Annotated in this window: 22 protein-coding genes; 14 read left to right on the forward strand and 8 right to left on the reverse strand. The window is 53.2% G+C overall.

Features of this window, described 5'->3' with window-relative positions:
- A partial coding sequence (locus KBY58_RS05925; protein WP_255003417.1) for a sulfite exporter TauE/SafE family protein occupies positions 1 to 814 on the forward strand: 814 nt, incomplete at its 5' end.
- A gap of 51 nt (positions 815 to 865) precedes the next feature.
- Here the strand turns inward: KBY58_RS05925 and KBY58_RS05930 are convergent.
- Genes KBY58_RS05930 through KBY58_RS05940 form a run of 3 tightly spaced genes read right to left on the reverse strand, consistent with a single transcriptional unit; the run spans position 866 to position 2,450 of the window.
- Positions 866 to 1,549, reverse strand: a complete 684-nt coding sequence (locus tag KBY58_RS05930; RefSeq protein ID WP_254933567.1) for an LrgB family protein — start codon at positions 1,547 to 1,549, stop codon at positions 866 to 868.
- The gene (locus tag KBY58_RS05935; RefSeq protein WP_255003418.1) at positions 1,546 to 1,899 is read right to left on the reverse strand and encodes a CidA/LrgA family protein; all 354 of its coding nucleotides are present in this window, start codon (positions 1,897 to 1,899) and stop codon (positions 1,546 to 1,548) included. Before KBY58_RS05935 ends, KBY58_RS05930 begins: the two co-directional genes overlap by 4 nt.
- 56 nt (positions 1,900 to 1,955) lie before the next feature.
- Positions 1,956 to 2,450, reverse strand: coding sequence for a 2,4'-dihydroxyacetophenone dioxygenase family protein (locus KBY58_RS05940; protein WP_254933568.1), 495 nt, complete (start codon positions 2,448 to 2,450; stop codon positions 1,956 to 1,958).
- A gap of 128 nt (positions 2,451 to 2,578) precedes the next feature.
- Between KBY58_RS05940 and KBY58_RS05945 the strand changes: the two genes are divergently transcribed.
- The 9 genes from KBY58_RS05945 (at position 2,579) to KBY58_RS05985 (ending at position 12,182) form a co-directional block, all read left to right on the forward strand.
- Complete coding sequence (locus tag KBY58_RS05945) at positions 2,579 to 3,655, forward strand: ecdysteroid 22-kinase family protein (RefSeq protein ID WP_254933569.1); 1,077 nt, start codon at positions 2,579 to 2,581, stop codon at positions 3,653 to 3,655.
- A gap of 142 nt (positions 3,656 to 3,797) precedes the next feature.
- Complete coding sequence (gene serC, locus KBY58_RS05950) at positions 3,798 to 4,913, forward strand: 3-phosphoserine/phosphohydroxythreonine transaminase (protein WP_255003419.1); 1,116 nt, start codon at positions 3,798 to 3,800, stop codon at positions 4,911 to 4,913.
- Positions 4,907 to 6,241, forward strand: a complete 1,335-nt coding sequence (locus KBY58_RS05955) for a cytochrome P450 (protein ID WP_255003420.1) — start codon at positions 4,907 to 4,909, stop codon at positions 6,239 to 6,241. The genes serC and KBY58_RS05955 overlap by 7 nt, the downstream gene beginning before the upstream one ends.
- On the forward strand, positions 6,231 to 6,773 hold the full coding sequence (locus KBY58_RS05960; RefSeq protein ID WP_255003421.1) for a hypothetical protein: 543 nt from the start codon (positions 6,231 to 6,233) through the stop codon (positions 6,771 to 6,773). The genes KBY58_RS05955 and KBY58_RS05960 overlap by 11 nt, the downstream gene beginning before the upstream one ends.
- A gap of 20 nt (positions 6,774 to 6,793) precedes the next feature.
- Positions 6,794 to 8,275: an MFS transporter gene (locus KBY58_RS05965; RefSeq protein ID WP_255003422.1), complete on the forward strand. Its 1,482-nt coding sequence runs from the start codon at positions 6,794 to 6,796 to the stop codon at positions 8,273 to 8,275.
- A gap of 55 nt (positions 8,276 to 8,330) precedes the next feature.
- Complete coding sequence (locus tag KBY58_RS05970) at positions 8,331 to 9,221, forward strand: sulfotransferase (protein ID WP_255003423.1); 891 nt, start codon at positions 8,331 to 8,333, stop codon at positions 9,219 to 9,221.
- The gene (locus KBY58_RS05975) at positions 9,221 to 10,312 is read left to right on the forward strand and encodes an SDR family oxidoreductase (RefSeq protein WP_255003424.1); all 1,092 of its coding nucleotides are present in this window, start codon (positions 9,221 to 9,223) and stop codon (positions 10,310 to 10,312) included. Before KBY58_RS05970 ends, KBY58_RS05975 begins: the two co-directional genes overlap by 1 nt.
- A 28-nt stretch (positions 10,313 to 10,340) precedes the next feature.
- Positions 10,341 to 11,675 (forward strand): cytochrome P450, encoded by a 1,335-nt coding sequence (locus tag KBY58_RS05980; protein WP_255003425.1) that lies wholly within the window; start codon positions 10,341 to 10,343, stop codon positions 11,673 to 11,675.
- 297 nt (positions 11,676 to 11,972) lie between these two features.
- Entirely contained in the window at positions 11,973 to 12,182 is a 210-nt protein-coding gene (locus KBY58_RS05985; protein ID WP_255003426.1) for a hypothetical protein, read from the forward strand.
- A 2-nt stretch (positions 12,183 to 12,184) separates the two neighbouring features.
- Here the strand turns inward: KBY58_RS05985 and KBY58_RS05990 are convergent, their stop codons facing one another.
- Positions 12,185 to 13,147: a Gfo/Idh/MocA family protein gene (locus KBY58_RS05990; RefSeq protein ID WP_254933571.1), complete on the reverse strand. Its 963-nt coding sequence runs from the start codon at positions 13,145 to 13,147 to the stop codon at positions 12,185 to 12,187.
- A 30-nt stretch (positions 13,148 to 13,177) separates the two neighbouring features.
- On the reverse strand, positions 13,178 to 13,537 hold the full coding sequence (locus KBY58_RS05995; RefSeq protein ID WP_254933572.1) for a hypothetical protein: 360 nt from the start codon (positions 13,535 to 13,537) through the stop codon (positions 13,178 to 13,180).
- 29 nt (positions 13,538 to 13,566) lie between these two features.
- On the opposite strand from KBY58_RS05995, the gene KBY58_RS06000 reads away from it, so the two are divergent.
- Positions 13,567 to 14,763, forward strand: coding sequence for a type III polyketide synthase (locus tag KBY58_RS06000; protein ID WP_254934030.1), 1,197 nt, complete (start codon positions 13,567 to 13,569; stop codon positions 14,761 to 14,763).
- 18 nt (positions 14,764 to 14,781) lie between these two features.
- Positions 14,782 to 15,210, forward strand: a complete 429-nt coding sequence (locus tag KBY58_RS06005; protein WP_254933573.1) for a cupin domain-containing protein — start codon at positions 14,782 to 14,784, stop codon at positions 15,208 to 15,210.
- A gap of 143 nt (positions 15,211 to 15,353) precedes the next feature.
- Here KBY58_RS06005 and KBY58_RS06010 read toward each other — a convergent pair whose 3' ends face one another.
- Positions 15,354 to 16,022, reverse strand: a complete 669-nt coding sequence (locus tag KBY58_RS06010; RefSeq protein WP_255003427.1) for an outer membrane beta-barrel protein — start codon at positions 16,020 to 16,022, stop codon at positions 15,354 to 15,356.
- A 327-nt stretch (positions 16,023 to 16,349) separates the two neighbouring features.
- Between KBY58_RS06010 and KBY58_RS06015 the strand changes: the two genes are divergently transcribed.
- Positions 16,350 to 16,862 (forward strand): NADPH-dependent FMN reductase, encoded by a 513-nt coding sequence (locus KBY58_RS06015; protein WP_254933575.1) that lies wholly within the window; start codon positions 16,350 to 16,352, stop codon positions 16,860 to 16,862.
- A 38-nt stretch (positions 16,863 to 16,900) separates the two neighbouring features.
- Positions 16,901 to 17,332 carry a DUF1499 domain-containing protein gene (locus KBY58_RS06020; protein ID WP_255003428.1) on the forward strand — a complete coding sequence of 144 codons (432 nt, stop codon included), beginning with the start codon at positions 16,901 to 16,903 and terminating at the stop codon, positions 17,330 to 17,332.
- Here KBY58_RS06020 and KBY58_RS06025 read toward each other — a convergent pair.
- Together KBY58_RS06025 and KBY58_RS06030 are read right to left on the reverse strand one after the other, a co-directional pair.
- Complete coding sequence (locus KBY58_RS06025) at positions 17,325 to 17,540, reverse strand: chlorophyll a/b-binding protein (RefSeq protein WP_255003429.1); 216 nt, start codon at positions 17,538 to 17,540, stop codon at positions 17,325 to 17,327. The two genes, KBY58_RS06020 and KBY58_RS06025, sit on opposite strands and share 8 nt — an antisense overlap.
- A gap of 9 nt (positions 17,541 to 17,549) precedes the next feature.
- Positions 17,550 to 17,879, reverse strand: coding sequence for a hypothetical protein (locus KBY58_RS06030; protein WP_255003430.1), 330 nt, complete (start codon positions 17,877 to 17,879; stop codon positions 17,550 to 17,552).
- Between the last annotated feature and the right edge of the window lie 24 nt (positions 17,880 to 17,903).

The following is a 17,903-nucleotide window of genomic DNA, read 5'->3' on the forward strand; positions in this document are numbered from 1 at the left end:
CAAACCTTCTCCTGCCTTGACGAACTGGATCCTGCTGCTGGTTGCCGGTGTGCTGTGCGGCTTCCTCAATGCGGTCGCCTCCAGCGGGGCAGCCATCACCCTGCCATTGCTATTGGCCCTGGGGCTGCCGCCGGCCGTGGCAAATGGCACCAACCGACTGCCGGTGCTCGTGGGCTTTGGAACTGCAATCTGGCGTTTTCACAAAAGCAAGGCGATTCCCTGGCGGCTGTGCATGCGGCTGTTGCCGTGCTTTGCGTTGAGTGCGCTGGTAGGGGCCAGGCTGGCCACGATCCTGCCGATGGGCGAAATCAGGGTGCTGGTGCACGTCGCCATCGCCTTGGCACTGGTGCTATTGCTGCTTAGGCCCCATAGCTGGATGCGGGATGGGGATCCCGGCAACACCAGCCAAAACCCAAGCCCTTGGCTTCTGTTGCTGTCTGCCGGGGTGGGCCTGTGGACCGGCCTGATCGTGCTCGATGCGGCGACCTATCTATTGATGAGCCTTGTGCTGGTGGGAGGCCTGACCCTGAAGCAGGCCAACCCTGTCAAAGCGGTGCTGATCTTTGCCGCCACTGTGGTTTCGTTGGCAGTGTTCATCAGCAGCGGCGCGGTGAACTGGGCGGCAGGGCTGCCACTGATGGTTGGCAGTTCACTGGGAGGGTGGCTTGGCGCCTCCCTGGCCCTGAGCGCCAATGCCCGGGTGTGGATCTACCGGCTATTGCTTGGCACCCTGGTGCTGGAGCTCGTCGCCATGCTGTTGGGATGGCCGCCTGCGGCCATGCGCATGCCGATGCCGATGGCAAGCATCAGTTGACTAGTTCGGCTCCATCTTTGCTGGCAGTTACAGCACCGGGGAGGGGGTAGATCAGGTCGCCAGCCAGGTCGCCAGGGGCATGGCCAGCAGGGCTACCGCCAGGGCGGCCAGGGCCATCGCAACGGTGGCAGTAGCACCCGTAAGGTCGCCTTCTCGGAATGCAGCAGCAACTCCTTGGCCGCTGGAAATTGTGCCCAAGGCCATCCCACGGCCGAGGGGGTTGGTTACGCCTAGGCGTGTCAGTAGGGCGGGGCCAATGATCGTTCCCGTCAGGGCTGAGGCCACCACCATGCCAGCCACTATTGGAGCATCGGCGCCGACCCGACTGGCCAGGGCAATGCCGATCGGGGCAGTGGCAGTTTTTAGAACCAGCGCTCCCTGGAGAGCCATATCCAGGCCCAACAGACGGGAGAGCACCAAGGCCGTGACCATCGCCACTGCAGTACCACCCCCAACTGCGGCCAAAACGCGGGGGCCATGGTCGATCAGCACCTGGCGATGGCAATACAAGGGCACAGCCAAGGAAACAATGGCCGGCCCCAGCCACCAGGTAATGGCATCGCTAGCACCTCGGTAGCCAGCCAGGCCGCCGCCGGTGAGGGTGATCGCCCCCATCACCAGCAGGGTGCTCAACAGCACCGGAACCGTGAAGGGAAATGGAAAGCGACGGTTGATTAGGCGGCTGATGGCATAGGCAGCCACCGTGATTGCCATATCTAAAAGGGTGACTGTCATGGCGCCACCGTCGGTTGGGCCGGCCCACGGGGGCTGGAAGCGATCCAACCAGACGTGGCAATCCCCGCAGCCGTACTCACCAGAATCACTAACAACAGGACAACACCGTGCTGACGGAGAAGGCTGCCGTAGGCCATCAGCCCGACCGCGATAGGTACGAAAAAGAATGCGAGATGGCGCTGTAATAGGCCTGCCGCCCGCGCCAGCCACGACTCCCTAACCAGACCCGTTAGTAGAAATAGGGCCAGCAGCAGCATCCCAACTAAATTGGAAGGAAGGGGCAGGGCCAGATACTGGGTAAGGACAATTGCTATTTGATTGATGGCAACAAGCCCAGCCAGTTGCAGCAAAACCACAAGAACATTCCTGAGCCAACGCGGGATGCTGCCGCGGTCTTTTAAAACGCTCAGAGCACCAGCACCGGCGGCTTTCCTAAACCCTGTTCTTCGCATAGCTTTAAGTAGGTATCGAGGCGAGATTTACCAAAGACGATACTGGCAATAGAGCCCTCAGCATCTACGTTTAGGTTCGCTCCATGAATGTGCCAGCGAACGTGGGTGTTGTCCTCCAGGATGTGGAGGGTATGCACAGAGGAGGCAGGCTCAAAGAGGAATGAACCGGCACGGTTTACGAAATCAGACTCGAGATACTTCCAGGAGCCAGAAAAGGTGTGCCCCCATACGCTGCCGGTGTGCATATGCATCGGGCTTTCAAAGCCTTTCTGAAAAATATTCTCCGTGATCCAAACATTCTCAGAGGGAAATACCTGCAACACCCGCAATAAATTGCCAGCACCGATATCAACAAAAGGAGTTTCATTAGCTCCAACATGCACGGCAGTAGGCGCCTGCTGCATCCATTCCCGATGGATGGGGTGATCACCTTCAGTGCCGGTCAGCATGGTGAAGATCTCAATAGTAATTTCGAAATATCATAGTCAACTAACCTTCTCTCCAGCCAGCCAACATGGCCGCAGGGATACCTAAGAATGGCTGCATTCAAGAGATGGCTGGGTTGAACCTTGAGTCAATGACAAAACCCGCCTGGCTCAGCCAGGTGTTGGGGCAAACGGTGCTTGGGGTGCGATCAGAGCCCCTGGGTGAGGGCCTTGGGCTCGTTTCACGCACCCTACGGCTGGAATTGGACGTCCAGCCGGGCGCCAACCTGCCGGCATCATTGATCCTAAAAACTGAAAGCGACGATCCGGCAATGCGCCAGCTGGCGAAGGATCTGGGCGCCTTTGAAAAGGAAACGAGTTTCTACGGAAATCTGGCCGCCGGGCTGGAGGCCACGGTGCCCCGCCTGCAGGCATCTAGCCACGGGGGCCATGAAGGCATGAGCTGGCTCCTGCTGGAAGACCTCTCCGCCCTGAGGGCTGGCAACCAGGTGCGCGGCATGCGGACCGATGAAACCGCCGCCGCCCTTGCGGCGATGGCCGCCCTGCATGGCCGCTTCTGGCAAAACGACTGCCTGCTGGAAAACACCTGGCTACCGGCCCACCAATTCTGGTACCAGGGATCCACCGGGGAGCTGACGGAATTAGTTGGGCCGTTCCTACACGACTACGAGCTGAGGGTTGAGCCGGAGGCCATCGAGCTGATTCGGGCGGTCGCCGAAAGCAGCGAGGCAATTGATCAAGCCCTGGCTAAACGGCCCTGGACCCTGGTGCACGGCGACCTGCGGGCCGACAACCTGCTATTCGACGACAACCCCCAGGCCAAGCCTGAAACACTTATCGGAACAGGGCCACGGGTAAAAATCGTGGACTGGGGTTCACCCTGTCGCAGCCTGGCGGCAATAGACGTGGCCTGCCTGATCGGCGGCAGCACACCAATGCCCCAACGCAGGGGGCGACTGAAGGAGCTGTTGGCAGGCTGGCACCAAACCCTGTTGGAGCAGGGGGTGGGCGACTACAGCTTCGAGGAGGCCTGGCGGGACCTCCAGCTGGGCTGCCTGCGCTGTCTGAGCGGGGTCCTGCGACTCCACCATTGGCAGCTCGACTCCAGCATCAGCCCGCGCCGCATCCTGCTAAACGACGAAGCAATCGAGCGTTTCTGCGCGCTGGCCCTAGAGGTGCACGCCAGCGAAGCTCTCACCAAGCTGTGAGAACAACCTCCACGGGAGACCATGCATAGAACATAGATTCATGCCAACCGAACTCGCTATCGCCCAAAAACCTGCTTCAGCACAAAGACACATGAACAAGTCCAATCTCACCGTAACCTTGAAAAAGGAGATGACTTAATCAGTGCTAGATCGGAATTCACACAACTTTTCTGCAGGCCCTGGAGCACTACCTGACACGGTACTTGAGCAATTAAGCGCCGAGATGCTGAGTGTACCTGAGCTAGGTGTATCGTTACTCGGCATCAGCCACCGCAGCGAATGGTTTGAGAGCGTAGTACTAGAAGTAGAAGAACGATTGCGAAATCTTCTTTACCTAACGGAAGATTGGAACGTAATTCTAATGCAAGGTGGTAGCAGCCTGCAATTTGGCATGATTCCGATGAATCTCCTGCCAGCAAAAGGCTCTGCAGACTATTTAAGAACGGGATATTGGAGTGGGCGCTCAATTGCTGATCCGCGGCTATTTGGCTCAATAAATTTGGCCTGGGATGGGGAGCCATGGGAATTCAGGCGCCTGCCAAGAACAGAAGAACTGCAGCTTAATGAGCAAGCAGCCTACTTTCACTATGTCTCAAACGAAACTGTGGAGGGGCTGCAGTTTCAGCAAATCCCTGGGATTGATGGTGTAACTCGTATCTGTGACATGAGTTCAGATTTCCTGAGCCGCCCGATTGCCATCAAGAATTACGACCTTATTTACGCCCACGCGCAAAAGAATCTAGGTCCTGCCGGACTGACAATTGTGCTAATTCGGGATAGCCTATTAGAACGACTGCAGCGCCCTGTGCCAACAATGCTGGACTATCGTAATCACCGAGATCACCAATCAATATTCAACACACCACCCACGTTTGCTATCTACGCCACCCTATTGGTACTGCGCTGGCTGGAAAATACGGTGGGAGGCCTAAGGACAATGGAGAAATGCAATAAACGCAAAGCCATGAAAGTCTATGGGATGGTTGATGAAAGCGATGGTTTTTACATGGGCCGTGCGGCCCGAGACGACCGTTCACTTATGAATGTCTGCTTCAACCTTGAAGATAAATTGTTGGAACCAATTTTTCTGCAGGAGGCTACAAAGCAAGGCTTTGAAGGGCTTAAAGGCCATCGCAGTATCGGGGGCATGCGAGCTTCGCTATACAATGCAGTAAGTGAATCTGCCTGCGAGGATCTTTGTGAATTGATGACAAATTTCCGCATAAAACATAGAAAGGGCCGTGTACAGAAATGGTGATAAACGTAGGTGAGTTTGTCGGTGGAAAGGCTAAATCATTTGCCAATTCGCCCCATGGCTTTCCGGCCAGTATTGCTCTATCCCAAGGTGGGTTAGCACGATTTAGGGTCTTCAATCGCCAGGCAGTAGCGATTGCGGATCCCGATCTGGCTCGCCAGGTTCTGATTCAGAAAGTATCAGCATTTCAGAGGGGACGCCCAGCTCGGGTCTTAAAACTAACCATTGGTGAAGGTCTCATCACAACCGATGGTGAACTATGGGAACCAGCTCGCCAATGGATGGAACCAGCCTTTCGTCGCGACAACATAATCTCAGCCCTTCCCGGCATCGCTGCAGTAATCGAGCAGGAACTGAATAACTGGGAGCAAATAAGTGCTGCCAACGGACAACAGATAGAGCTGTTGCCCTTGCTACAGACATTAATCGCTAAACTCTCATCACAGACACTATTCAACCTGAAATGGGACGACGAAACATTAGGCAGCTTTGTTCATAATATTGATTCATCCCTAAACCATATGGCTCGTTTGCTAAGGAGACCATGGATAACGCCGTCATGGGTACCAGGATCCCTAACTTCACAGTTACGCAAAACTGGACAAGAACTTGATGAGATATTAGGGCCATCTCTTGAGGGCCCAGCCACGGGCGTACATGGCGAACACCTTCTGCACCTCCTGGCCTCTGCAGATTCCAGCGAAGGTGGATGTCCGCTCAGCTCACGTCGCCGCCTCAATGAAATAAAGACCCTGGCGGCGGCAGCCTTTGAAACCAGCACCACAACCCTGAGTTGGACCATCGACCTAATTGCCCGGCACCCCGAAATTGGCGAGGCTCTTCGAGATGAAATTGATAAAGTTGTTGGCAAGGCAGCTCCAGATGCAAGGCAGTTAAGTCGACTTAGCCAATGCCAGCAGACCTTAATGGAGAGCATGCGCCTATGGCCCGCCGTATACAACCTTGTTCGGGAGGCCAACCGAAAGGTAGAACTGGGCGAGCACACACTTCCAATGGGCACTATCACAATTGTGTCGATATATGGCCTACATCGCAATCCAGCGCTATGGCAACAACCTGATCAATTCAGACCCGAGCGTTTTGCAGATCATTCCGTTAGCCATCCTGGCTTCATACCCTTCGCCATAGGACCACACACCTGCATTGGTAAGCATTACGCAATTCTCCAAATGCAATGCCTGCTGGCGATGCTGCTTCAACGCTTTGTGCTAAGCCCAGTTGATGGCCATTTGCCGAAGCCAGTAGCCAAAGTCACACTGCGACCGCTCACTAGCCCCCGTCTGTTTCTCCGTCCGCGTCATGGAAATTAAACGGCTTAACCACCTCGATGACTTGGCAGTGCAGCGCTACGAAGAGGCCTTTTACCTTGCCTTTTCCCGTGCCAAATCCAACCGATTGATTCGTCAGCTCTGGAATTGGGACGACGTAGCTGGTCGGATTCGCACCAAGATCCCCTATCAAGACCAGCACATATTCCTGCTGAGAGCGCCCGATGGCAATGTTGACACCGCTACAGCAATAAACTGGCGGATGGAAGATTACCAGGCTGCACAGCTCGGTTTTATCCCACCGGAATCCATTGCTGGCCATGCTGAGATCCTGACCCTATTTTCACGCAAAGACGCGGACCTAGAGGGGCTACGGAGATTCATGAAACTGACAGCTGAGGAATGCCTAGCCCTAGGTCTACGCAGTGCTGATGCCACCTGCACAAATCGACTGCTACCCATTTATCAACACCTAGGGGGCGAAGCGTTGGCCAGCAGACTGATCGACGGGGAACAACGAACCCTATTGCGATTCGAACTGGAACCCCTGGCTACGCTGAAAGAGTTAACCTAACCTAAACAGAATTAGCATTGATGCCCTGGGCTAATCTGGTTGAATTCAGAAACAGATTTCTAAATCACGAAATCCAGGCTGACCGCTACAAGTGGTGGGCGCTAACGATAGTTTTATTCAGCGTACTGCTATTAGGCATTGACTCGACCATAGCCAATTTAGCGCTACCATCAATAACCCGTGATTTAAATATTTCGGTAGAAGCTTCCAAGTGGGTAATTGCCACCTTCTTTGTGGTTGTCGCATTAGCATTACCTGGCGCAGGGCGCCTAAGCGACATTCTAGGCCGCAAAAAAGTTTTTATAATTGGCTTTCTTCTATTCGGTCTCGGCTCCGGCCTATGTGGTCTGGCAGGTAACATCGAGTTCCTAGTGGCAATGCGAGCCATTCAGGCAATTGGGGCTGCGGCACTATTCGCCAACAGCAATGTGATCCTACTAGCGGTATTTCCCCTCCGCCAACATGGACTTGCCCTAGGAATCAATGGTTCCATTTATTCAATTGGCTTTGCCCTTGGCCTGACCTTAGGAGGGATATTAATATCATCATTTGGTTGGCGTTCAATATTTTATCTGAACGTTCCTGTCGCCGTAATCGCACTATTTTTGGGTGGCCTGGTTTTACGTCGAGACCAGCTAAGAACTGGCGATCACGATAGTCTGTGCACTCTGGAAAATTTTGATATCGGTGGCTTTGTACTAGCGGCCATTGCCGTAGGAAGCCTAATGATTGGGGTAGAACGCCTTGCTAGTGAACGCCTGCCCTCATCGGCGTCTGTATCAATAACAATGCTTGGATGCATTGCTATGCTTAGCCTAATAGAACTAGAGAGAAGTAAGAAGCAGCCGTTAATTGACGTTCGACTCCTCCTTGTCGGCGAATTTGCCCGTGGCACATTCACGCGTCTACTCAACAGCATAATCCTTGGAGCATGCCTATTCGCGATCCCATTTTTCACACAAATAGTCTTGAAGTTTAGCGCCCTTCACAGTGGCTTGGTGATGCTTCCATGGAGCCTAGGCCTGGCAACGGCTGGCCCAATATCGGGACATCTAAGCGACCGCTTTGGTGCTCGCAAGCTAACTACCCTTGGCTTCATCGGCAGTGGAGTTGCCCTGCTATGGCTAATCTCATTAGGGCATCAAAACATCAGTGCGAGCAACCAGATACTTGGCATTACGGTGATGATTTCAATGCTATTACTAGGCGCAAGCTCCGGACTATTCATCTTCCCAAACACCAGTGCCTCTCTAGATGCAGTTCCCCAGAACCGCATAGGCACTGCTTCAGGATTAATGTGGGTGATGAGTTTCATGGGAATGGCCCTAGGCACCTCCTATGCAGCTGCGGTGCTGCGTGGAACACTGGAACAAAAAATCAGTTCTTCACCCTTTTTACAGGCCCAAGACAACCTTTTTACTAGCTTAATTATCCTGAGCATACTAGGAGCCCTGCTTTGCTGCACACGCTCGCGAAGCACTAGGATTAAACAAATTCACTAAACCATAACATCCCTCAAAACCAAGTGAAAAAGAGACTATGAATTGTCTATTCCTTATGGGAGCCCATCGCTCTGGAACGACCTGGCTGCATCAACTACTCGGCTCGTCGAGCCAAATGGCATGCATTACCTACTGGGATATCCGGCAACAATTACATCAGGGCGAAACTGTGCTAGAGCGCGAGCAAGTCGAGCGAGAACTTGCCCAAAAGAGTGAGAACAGAGGATTTGATGGGGCCGCCGTCGGCATCGATCTACCTGAAGAATATGGATGGATTCTGGAAGCGAATGCATTCGACATCTACACGCGTCGTCCAGTTTCAAACACACAATTTGATCGTCTGCAAGCATTAATCCAGGACAAGAATAAACAGAAACAACAGGCTGACTGGCTACTGCTGAAAAACCCAGTTGATTTCTACGACGGTTTCCTAAACCTTGACAATAAATTCCCAGGCAGCTGCTTTTTGTTCTTGCATCGCCACCCATTTGCCGTCTTTCGCTCCCAGGTGTCCTCATGGCGAAATCTTTGGGTACAGCCCAACCAATACCTGGCAACACTCGACCGGGTCTACGCAAAATCCCTCACAGATCCAATCAAAAGTCGGGCCATAAAGCGCTCGCTCTACGATCGAAATGTGCTGAAAACGATGCTGCTGACACTGGCAGAAGCATTCGAGTATCACATCGAAAATGAGGATAAGATGCAAGCCAAATCGATCAGATTACGCTATGAAGACCTATGCGCCGACCCGGACAGCAGCCTTAAAAGAATTTCCAACTGGCTGCAGCTGGAAGAGCCGATAAGAGCTCCAGAAAGGCTTGCCACTAAACAAAGAGAACTCAGCGAAGATTCAATGATTGCTGAAGTCTACAGAGCCAATAGCCACCGCTTTAAGGCCTATTGCAACTGGCAGGGCTACTCAATTTATGGGGACTTAGGCTGATGACAACTACCGGCATGCTTATCACCGGTGCAAATGGCTTCTTTGGCTGCCACCTAATCAAGGAGCTTCAAAGCCGCGGAATCGAGAAGCTTACATGCATCGTCAGAGCCGAGGATCGGCACAGGGCTCATCAGCGCCTACAAGCGGCGTCACAAGCCCATCAGCTTGATCTAGCAATAGATACGATCGAAGTCATTGCTGCAGATCTATCCGAGACTGATTTCGGTCTTGGTGAACGGGAGTTCAGGCAATTAATGGCCGGGATTGACAGCGTGGTACACACAGGTGCCTGCGTAAATTTCACCGCGACAGCCGACCAAATGCTGCGCACGAATGTTGAAGCTACAACAACACTGCTAGATCTCGCCAGATCAGCAAATGTGCGGCGTTTTGTCCATATTTCATCGCTTGCGGTTGTCAATGGACTGAGCTGGCCAACAGCTAAACCAGTGCCAGAAGTGCCAATAGAAGATGAACCAAACCAGGCGATAAGCCACTACGGTCGAAGCAAGTTGGGTGCTGAGCGGTGCTGTTTTGAGGCTGCAGCCAAAGGCCTGGATGTGACCGTGCTTCGACTCCCCTATCTACTTGCATCCACCTCGCGACTGGCCATCAACTATCACGGCTACCTTGATGTGGTGCTACGAGCAGTGCTCCACCTGGAAGCTAGCTTCGACGACGAGTTCAGCCTGCACCATCTACCGGTTGATCGCTGTGCCGACTGGGTGGCCACAGTAACCCTGGCGCCTAGTGTGCCACCTGTGATGCATGTTGTTCAACCCTTGTCCTTGCCTTGGCGAGCATGGCTGGATGCGGCAAAGGCCATGGGCCAACCGATGGCACTGGCGCCGATGGAAGACTGGTACAAACGGCTACGCCAAGCTGCCATGGTCAGCCATTCTTCAGGTCTTCTGGAAGCGATCGCATTCCTCAGACTTGAGCCGACGCACAAACGCTGGATGCACATGAATGCCCATGACCTGCAGTTTGAAAATCAGCAGCTATCCACTCTTGTGCCGGAAGCTGAAAACCACCTAACACTGCCTGAAACCTATTTACAGGGAGTCATCCGTCAACTGTGCAAAAACTAACAGCAAACAAAACAGAGGTCAGAAAATTTTGAGCGAAACTTCCTGCCCAAGCGATCGCAGTGCTGTCGAGACCCCAATAGACCGCAGAGCGATTCTCAGTAATCCTGCCATTGGTATCGCACAAATGGCCTACAGGGCCGGCGGGATTGCTGCCAGCAACGTTCTGGGAAACAAAATCCTGCAGATTGCCGATGCGCTTCTGTCAGCATGGATTCAATACGATCGTGACGATTTTTTTTGCCGTTCCCGTCAACAAAAACAGCTGAATAGCATGTTTGGCACTGGCCTGCTGACCGAAGAAGGTCGCGACTGGGCGCAAATTCACGATTCAGTTAACAACTCATTTACCCGAAAAAATATCAACAAGTATCACGAGCAAATCCTCGATTCAATCGATGCGAATATTGGCCACGACCTACCAAGCAATCAAACACTGCAAGTCCAACTTGGGGAGGATACGGTAGGTTGGTCAGTAGCCACAATCTCGACGGTCCTATTTGGCAAACGTTTGAATAGTGAAACCATCAGCCAATTTCTAGATGCTTTCCTCGAACAGAACAAGCCAGCCCATCAACCTGGATCAGAAGCAAAAATCCGTTCTCCCTTTGCCCGCCTGCTGAAAAGCTTGCTACATGTCACAACAGAGATTGAGAAGCTGCTCGAAGCTCCGGTTCAAGCAGCATTAAAACAGGATCCCCAGCAGGATCAGAGCCTTTTACTTGACATCAATGATGAGTTGAAGAGGGAATCACGCTGTCCCTTCAGCCAGGGACAAAATAGAAATCTCGTCAAGACACTTTTTATGGCAGGAATTCAGACCAGCTCTTACACCCTTGACTGGACTCTGCTTCTGCTAGCAAAGCACCCTCAACACTGGCAAAGACTTGCCGAAGCCATCCGGCCGCAACTTGGAAACCACCGGCCCTCAATCCATGACTTTGAACACCTTAAAGCAGTACACAATGTAATCGGTGAGGTATTACGGATGCGCCCAGTGATTCCCACAATTCAAAAAGGAGTCACAAAACCCTTGGAAATGGCTGGCATAAATCTGAAACCTGGTGACACCCTAAACCTTTCAATTTACGGAATTCACAACAGCAGCGAGTACTGGCAGAGTCCAGAATCCTTCAGACCAGAACGGTTCGAATCAGAACTGCGAGCACAGACATTCACACCCTTTGGGCTGGGTCAGCACACCTGTATTGGCCAGCATCTTGCCATGCACATTCTGACAACAACCCTGATCAGGCTGGTTCAGCAATTTGATATTGTGGCAGATGACTCCCTGAGTCTAGAAACTGAATCAACATTTCTATTAAAACCTTTGAAAAAACAGAACATCACCCTGGTAGCGATCTAAAGAATCATTGGGAAAATTGACCCAGCTCCTCGGTAGGCTGGGTGTAAACCACACGGGTGTGAAAGCCATCGGGGGCCATGATGGGTGAACTAGTTGATTCCCAAGTTGCGCCGTCGGCCTATGTCGTTAGTAGCCATAAATAGGGATGGGAACCAATCACGCCAACCAACCTCCGATCCCAGCACCGAACCTCCCATGGAGCGCAAGGGATTTGGGGGAGGAAGCTCCGGCAGCGGTACCAGGCGAAAAGGGGGGAAGAAGCGCTCTCCAACCCTGAGCAAGGCCGACTGGGGTCCGATGGGAAAGCATCCTGACCTCGACGGGATCATGGCAAGGAAGCGCTTGCATTTGCCCCTTTCTGGACGGATCAGCGAATCCGATGTCAGCCGTGCCTGGAAGCTAGCGGCGGCAGTGCATCACCCTGATCGGGGCGGTGAGCACAACACCATGCAGCTTGTAAATGGAGCACGCGATCTTCTAATGGGCCGGGGTGAAAAGGGTGCATAGGCTCAGCCTCCCTGCGGGCCAAGAACCACCACGCCGCCGCTGCGGCCAGCCTCGATAACAGCCTCGGCGATGCGCAGAGCCTCCACCGCCGTGTCCAGGTCGGCAACGGGGGAAGGTCGACCATTGCGCACGCAGGCACAAAAATCGGCCAATTGGTCGCGCAGAGCCCCCCCAACCCGGCCCCCAATGACGGGCCAAAGGGCCAGCTCGGCATCGATACCACCATGGGAAGTGTTGCCATGGGGTGTGTTGCGATGAGAGGTGGTGCCATCAACCGGGTCCGGTAGATACCAGCTGCTCTCCAACTGGGCCACGCTGCCATCGGCAAGTCGCAGCAGCACAAAACAACCCTGGGGCGCCAGATGATTCCCATCTCGGTAGTCGAGGGCCATAACCGAAGTGATCCGGCTCTGGCTCAACCAGAGCACCAAATCGATGTCGTGGATCAGGGTGCGGTGCGCCGTGTGAATGCGATCGGCAATGGCTGCAAAGGAGCTGCGGCTGCAATTGCGTTTGGCACGGATCGACACCAAATCGCCAAACTCACCGGCGCTCACCCGCCGCTGCAGCAGCCGATGGGAGGGCTCATAACGCAGCAAAAGCCCGGTCTGCAGAACAAGGCCCGATCGAACCGCCAACTCCTGTAATTCCTTTGCCTCCAGCCAGCTGGGTGCAAGCGGTTTTTCGACAAATAGATGGCGACGCCGAACCAATGCGAATCGGGCCTGTTCACCGTGCTGTCCATCCGGCGTTGCCAAGATCACGGCATCCAGAGTGTCGTCTTCGATCAACGCCATGGCATCGGTATGGCAAGCCGGCACCTGGTAACGATCCGCCACCAAAGCCAGGCAGACAGGATCTGGGTCCGCCACAGCCGCTAACTGCACATCAGCCAAGGAGGCAAGAACATTGGCGTGCAGCTGGCCGAAACGACCCAAACCAGCAAGGCCTACGCGAAGGGGCATCTGTGTCTCAGAAATGAGGCCCTTCCCAGGTTATTCAGGGCACGCCAGCTGGGCCTGACCTTCGGCGTTGAGTCGCTCAATCGCAGTGGAGATGGCAGTCTCGAGCATCTGCCCCCGCAACATCGCAACCGCAAGAGATGTGGCTATCTGGCCAGCCATTCCCCTTACCGCAGCCATGTCGAAGTCGGCGTTAGCACCATGGACCTGCAAAAGGGCGCGCGCTGTTAATTCACCAATGTCGTCGAGGAAATCTTGATGGGCCAACAGAGAATCAGCGACCACATTATCAATTTCAATGTGATCCTTAAGGCTTTCTGGCAAAACAGGTAGCTTGTGAACCACTCGATAGGGTCCAGGGCAGTCATCAGGCCTGTGATACAGCAGTTCCATGCTGGCTTCGTGAAGACCCATTGAAAATCATGGTGACTGGTGCCACTCTAAAGCAGCTAGAAGTTGAATGCATCTTGTCTGCACCACAGGTCTACATACAGGGGATTGCCAGTGGGGCCCCTGCAGCGCGCCTTAGCCAAAAAGATGCGGCTGCCTTCATGGGCCATCTCGACGGAATGGAGGCCACCCACAACCGGATCGAAACCATATTTGAACATACCCGCATCAACGAACGGCATTTGGCCTACTCCCTACTCGAACCGGGGGCAGCAAGTTTCCTCAGGGAACATGGAACGCTGGAAACACGGATGGCAATGTATGAAAGCCATGCCCTGCCCCTAGCCGAACGGGTCGCAAGGGCGGCGCTTGAAGATGCGACCTGCTCAGCCAGTGACATTCAGCTGGTCGTGTTTGTATCGAGTACAGGCTTTGTGGCGCCCGGGGTAGATGCCTTCCTAATTAGGAAACTAGGACTAAATCTAGACACGGCTCGCCACCCAGTGCTGTTCATGGGGTGTGCCGCCGCCCTGGTGGGACTGCGCATTGCCAGTGATCACGTGAGAGCCCATCCAGGCAATGGGGCTCTAGTGGTATGCCTAGAACTGAGCTCACTGAATGCCTCCCTGGAGGATGATCTAAATGATGTGATTATCCACAGCATCTTTGGAGATGGCTGTGCAGCAGTAGTACTACGTTCAACAAAGGATCAGGAAAACATTCCCAAGGGACGGGCGATTCTGCATCAGCAGCGAAGCGTGCTAGCTCCTGATACGGAAGAAGGGATAGTGCTCGGGATACGCGATAACGGGATTACTTGTACACTCTCACGCCATCTGCCGGAGATGATCGGCAATTCACTTCCAAGCGTCACGGATGGGCACCTAGCAGCAGCAGGTCTAACAAGGGAAGACATTGACATCTGGGCAGTGCATCCAGGCGGCACAAAAATCCTAGAGGCAGTTCAAAACAGCCTATCCCTAAAAGACAATCAATTGAGCCACTCCTGGGACGTGCTAAAAGAGTACGGCAACATGCTGAGCTGCGCAGTCCTGTTTGTACTTGAGCGCCATATCTACGCCTGTCGGCACGGAGGCAATCCAAAGGAAGCAGTGGAGATGACGGAGCACACTGCTAAAATACAAAATAGCAATGGCAAGCAAGGATTGGCATTTTCATTTTCACCGGGAATTGGCACGGAAATGCTTCATTTTGAAATAGGCGCCTAACCCTACAAAAAAGAAACCATGACACGCATAATCAAACTTTTTAATCAAGTCCAGGGCTGCCAGGACTGGGAACCAGATCCAAGCCAATCATTCCCAATGGAAATAGTAGCCTTCCTAAACAAAAACACAGAAAACCAATGCACCATGGCCAGGCTGAATCCAGGGAAGGCATTGCCTCTTCACTATCACAGGCAAGGTGGGGATATCTTTCTTGTCCTGCAGGGTCAAGGTAGGCTAACGACAGGGCGCATAGGCAATGAATCAGAAGGGGAGCAGGACAAAGCAGAAAGCCTGGAAGAGCAGGATCTCGAAACCGGAGATCTTTATTCGATCGAACCATATGAAATCCATGGCATTGAAAACACTGGCCCAACAGATCTGGTATGGCTAAATATTGCACCAGCAAGCCATGGAGGGGATGATTGCATTGAACTAGGCTCAAACTAGTACGACTAAGACCAACTGGAGGCGAGGGGAATGCGATTGCCAATTATCTATCTAGAAGCCGCTCACCTCAGCATCCAGCTATATGACAAGGGTAAACTAATTAGCGATTAGGCCTGTCACATGTATGAATCAAAGAAGTAGCCCTAAAGACGAAAACGGAAACCAGCGTCAAGCCCTTGTTGAATTCGTGATTTGGTAGTGGGGCTATCATCATAAAAACTAAGATCCGTACCCCCACCAATTCCTATTATGCGATAGCCTAGGTAAATACTGGTATTTTTTGACAAGACATAGGAAACACCAACCTTCCCTTGACCAGCAAAAGTAGTGCCAGTTGTGGAACCATCAGCCACACCATAATGGGTGGAGGCAAAGCCAATGCCGCCACCGATGCAGGGAACAAATTTAGAGCCGGTGGGAATATCCTTGATTACATTAAACTGCACAGCATTGGTTGATATTCGATTTCCACTTATGCTCCCCGGCTGTCCGTTATACGTAAATGAATCTGTGGCACTTGCAAATAGACCTAAATATTCAGCCTCAACTCGCCAAGCGCCGGGGAATACGTAGCCAATGGCCACGTTTGGGCCAACGGTCGTGCTGGTTTTAAACGACTCGTTGGAAAATGCAGATGTGGAAGGGTCATTGATACCGATCGAACTGCCAAAGCCAACACCAATTCCCAAGGATCCATAAACACCTGGCTTTAATGCGGGATCAACTGCCTCCGCATGGACCGGGCCCAACAGGAAGGGGGCAGCTAGAACACTAGCTGCAAGCAAAAAGAATAGTTGCGAATCATGAGACACTAAATTTTGACAGTTATCAGCACTTAATCCTATGACGGGAACCTACTGGCGTGCAGCCGGTGCCTATATGGCAGGGGTGGCGCCAGTTCACCAGTGGATACGGCCGTATTTCTGCACCTTGCCCAGCTCCAAAGCTGGCAGCTATTTGCCCTCGGAGCAGGCAGCAAAATCCTTGCCGGCGCCCTAATCAGCATTGCCTTAAGGGCAAAAGCCCAAAATGGGAGTGGGGCAACTGACGGAAACACCTAAAAGATTTCCAGGTTCAATTTAACCCTGGCAATACCTGCTAACCTATTAGGGGCCTGATCAACATCAAAAATCATAGTAATGGAAGATCCTTTTGATCTACTTGTATTAGCAGCAAGCTGCGGAGAAAATTTAAAATTAGCCAATCGCTTCTCCGAGGCTGCTGCCGCCTTGGGAAAGCGCACAATGGTGATCGATTTAACACTCAGTTCGCTCCCCCTATTCACGCCCCGCAACCAGCAACAGTTGGTACTGCCTGATGTGATCGAATTGCAGCGACAACTGGAATCAGCATCCCACTGGATAATTTGTGCTCCGGAATACAACGGCTCCATACCACCTTCCTTAACCAGTGCCATCGCCTGGCTATCTACCCAGGGCAACGATTTCCGGGCCCTTTTCAATAGACATCCAGTGGCTATCGCCAGCCATTCTGGCGGTGGCGGCTATGAATGCCTCTCGGCACTGCGCATTCAATTAGCCCATCTAGGTGCCAATGTGTTGGGCAGGCAACTGGTCTGCACCAACGACAGACCAGCCAAACAACAAAGCATCGATGACGTAATAGGTGCCCTATTTCAACTAAGGGCCTAGGCACCCGTAAAAATGGGTAGGCGCACCGATCCCGATAGATGGCTTCCTTCCTGCAGCAAGGTTTTTTGCTAATCACCCTGGCCCTGTTCAATTTGGTGGGGCCAGTGCCCCCTGAATTAGGGCTTCACAACGGCTCCCTTTCGCCTTGCCCAACCCCAGCCCACTGCGCCCAGGCCAGCTGGGCAGTGGCAGATCCAGGCGCAGCGCTCTCTAGCCTTGTGCCCACAATCGAGGCCATGCCGCGCAGCTTGGTGGTCAACCAGGGAGATGGCTACCTCCATGCCACGGCCACCAGTGCCTTGTTTGGTTTCGTCGATGACCTCGAACTCTTTGCCGACACATACAACGGCCAGTTGCAGGCCCGCTCCGTATCAAGGCTTGGCGATTCAGATCTCGGCGTCAACAGCAAGCGCTTGGAAAAACTTGGATCAGCGCTAAAGGATTGGCAAGCAAGCCAAAGCCCTAGCTGAGATACCAGCGCAGCAGGCCCATTACTTGGCCAACGGGCCCCTCACCGGTAATTAATTCACCAATAAGGGCAGCCGCAAAGCCCAACATCGCCACCCGGCCGTTGAGTAGCTCCACATCAGCCAGGGCTGATTTGTTCCAGGGCCTGGGGGTGGTGAGACCTTCGCCGAATCTCTCAACTGGCTCGTACTGAAACTGCTGGTCCGCCATGGTTACTAACTAAAACTTGGACATGGCCACAATCTTGGCCAGTTTCTCGTCGTCTAGCCCCGTCAATTCATCGGTCTGCAGCAGGCTGTCCTTCACCAAGCTGGCAAAGACAAACAGGATCCCATCAAGACGAAAATCGAAACGCCCTTCAATCGTGTGCCTTTCGATGCTCAGAAAGTCGTGGAGCTGCCATACGGCCTCAGCTGAATCGAGGTTGCCTGCCTTATCTCGCACCGTGGCCACCAACTTTTCAACGGCGCGGGAATAGGCAAGATCAAATGCCTTGCGGGCGACCGTTTGTTCGACCTCATTCCAACCCTGCAGCATGGTTTCAATCATCCTTAAAAATCTCCTTGCGAGTGA

Origin of the sequence: Cyanobium sp. HWJ4-Hawea (genome assembly GCF_024345815.1) — a bacterium.
Lineage (GTDB): Bacteria > Cyanobacteriota > Cyanobacteriia > PCC-6307 > Cyanobiaceae > Cyanobium_A.

Bases quoted from the DNA above. Each gene is read 5' to 3' on its own strand.
- KBY58_RS05975 (WP_255003424.1), top strand. From the start codon at position 9,221: ATGACAACTACCGGCATGCTTATCACCGGTGCAAATGGCTTCTTTGGC.
- KBY58_RS06015 (WP_254933575.1), top strand. From the start codon at position 16,350: ATGGAAGATCCTTTTGATCTACTTGTATTAGCAGCAAGCTGCGGAGAA.
- KBY58_RS05955 (WP_255003420.1), top strand. From the start codon at position 4,907: ATGGTGATAAACGTAGGTGAGTTTGTCGGTGGAAAGGCTAAATCATTT.
- KBY58_RS06000 (WP_254934030.1), top strand. From the start codon at position 13,567: ATGGTGACTGGTGCCACTCTAAAGCAGCTAGAAGTTGAATGCATCTTG.
- KBY58_RS05965 (WP_255003422.1), top strand. From the start codon at position 6,794: ATGCCCTGGGCTAATCTGGTTGAATTCAGAAACAGATTTCTAAATCAC.
- KBY58_RS05990 (WP_254933571.1), bottom strand. From the start codon at position 13,147: ATGCCCCTTCGCGTAGGCCTTGCTGGTTTGGGTCGTTTCGGCCAGCTG.
- KBY58_RS05970 (WP_255003423.1), top strand. From the start codon at position 8,331: ATGGGAGCCCATCGCTCTGGAACGACCTGGCTGCATCAACTACTCGGC.
- KBY58_RS06025 (WP_255003429.1), bottom strand. From the start codon at position 17,540: ATGGCGGACCAGCAGTTTCAGTACGAGCCAGTTGAGAGATTCGGCGAA.
- KBY58_RS05960 (WP_255003421.1), top strand. From the start codon at position 6,231: ATGGAAATTAAACGGCTTAACCACCTCGATGACTTGGCAGTGCAGCGC.
- KBY58_RS06030 (WP_255003430.1), bottom strand. From the start codon at position 17,879: ATGATTGAAACCATGCTGCAGGGTTGGAATGAGGTCGAACAAACGGTC.
- KBY58_RS05985 (WP_255003426.1), top strand. From the start codon at position 11,973: ATGGGAAAGCATCCTGACCTCGACGGGATCATGGCAAGGAAGCGCTTG.
- KBY58_RS06005 (WP_254933573.1), top strand. From the start codon at position 14,782: ATGACACGCATAATCAAACTTTTTAATCAAGTCCAGGGCTGCCAGGAC.
- KBY58_RS05945 (WP_254933569.1), top strand. From the start codon at position 2,579: ATGACAAAACCCGCCTGGCTCAGCCAGGTGTTGGGGCAAACGGTGCTT.
- KBY58_RS05930 (WP_254933567.1), bottom strand. From the start codon at position 1,549: ATGACAGTCACCCTTTTAGATATGGCAATCACGGTGGCTGCCTATGCC.
- KBY58_RS05940 (WP_254933568.1), bottom strand. From the start codon at position 2,450: ATGCTGACCGGCACTGAAGGTGATCACCCCATCCATCGGGAATGGATG.
- KBY58_RS06020 (WP_255003428.1), top strand. From the start codon at position 16,901: ATGGCTTCCTTCCTGCAGCAAGGTTTTTTGCTAATCACCCTGGCCCTG.
- KBY58_RS05995 (WP_254933572.1), bottom strand. From the start codon at position 13,537: ATGGAACTGCTGTATCACAGGCCTGATGACTGCCCTGGACCCTATCGA.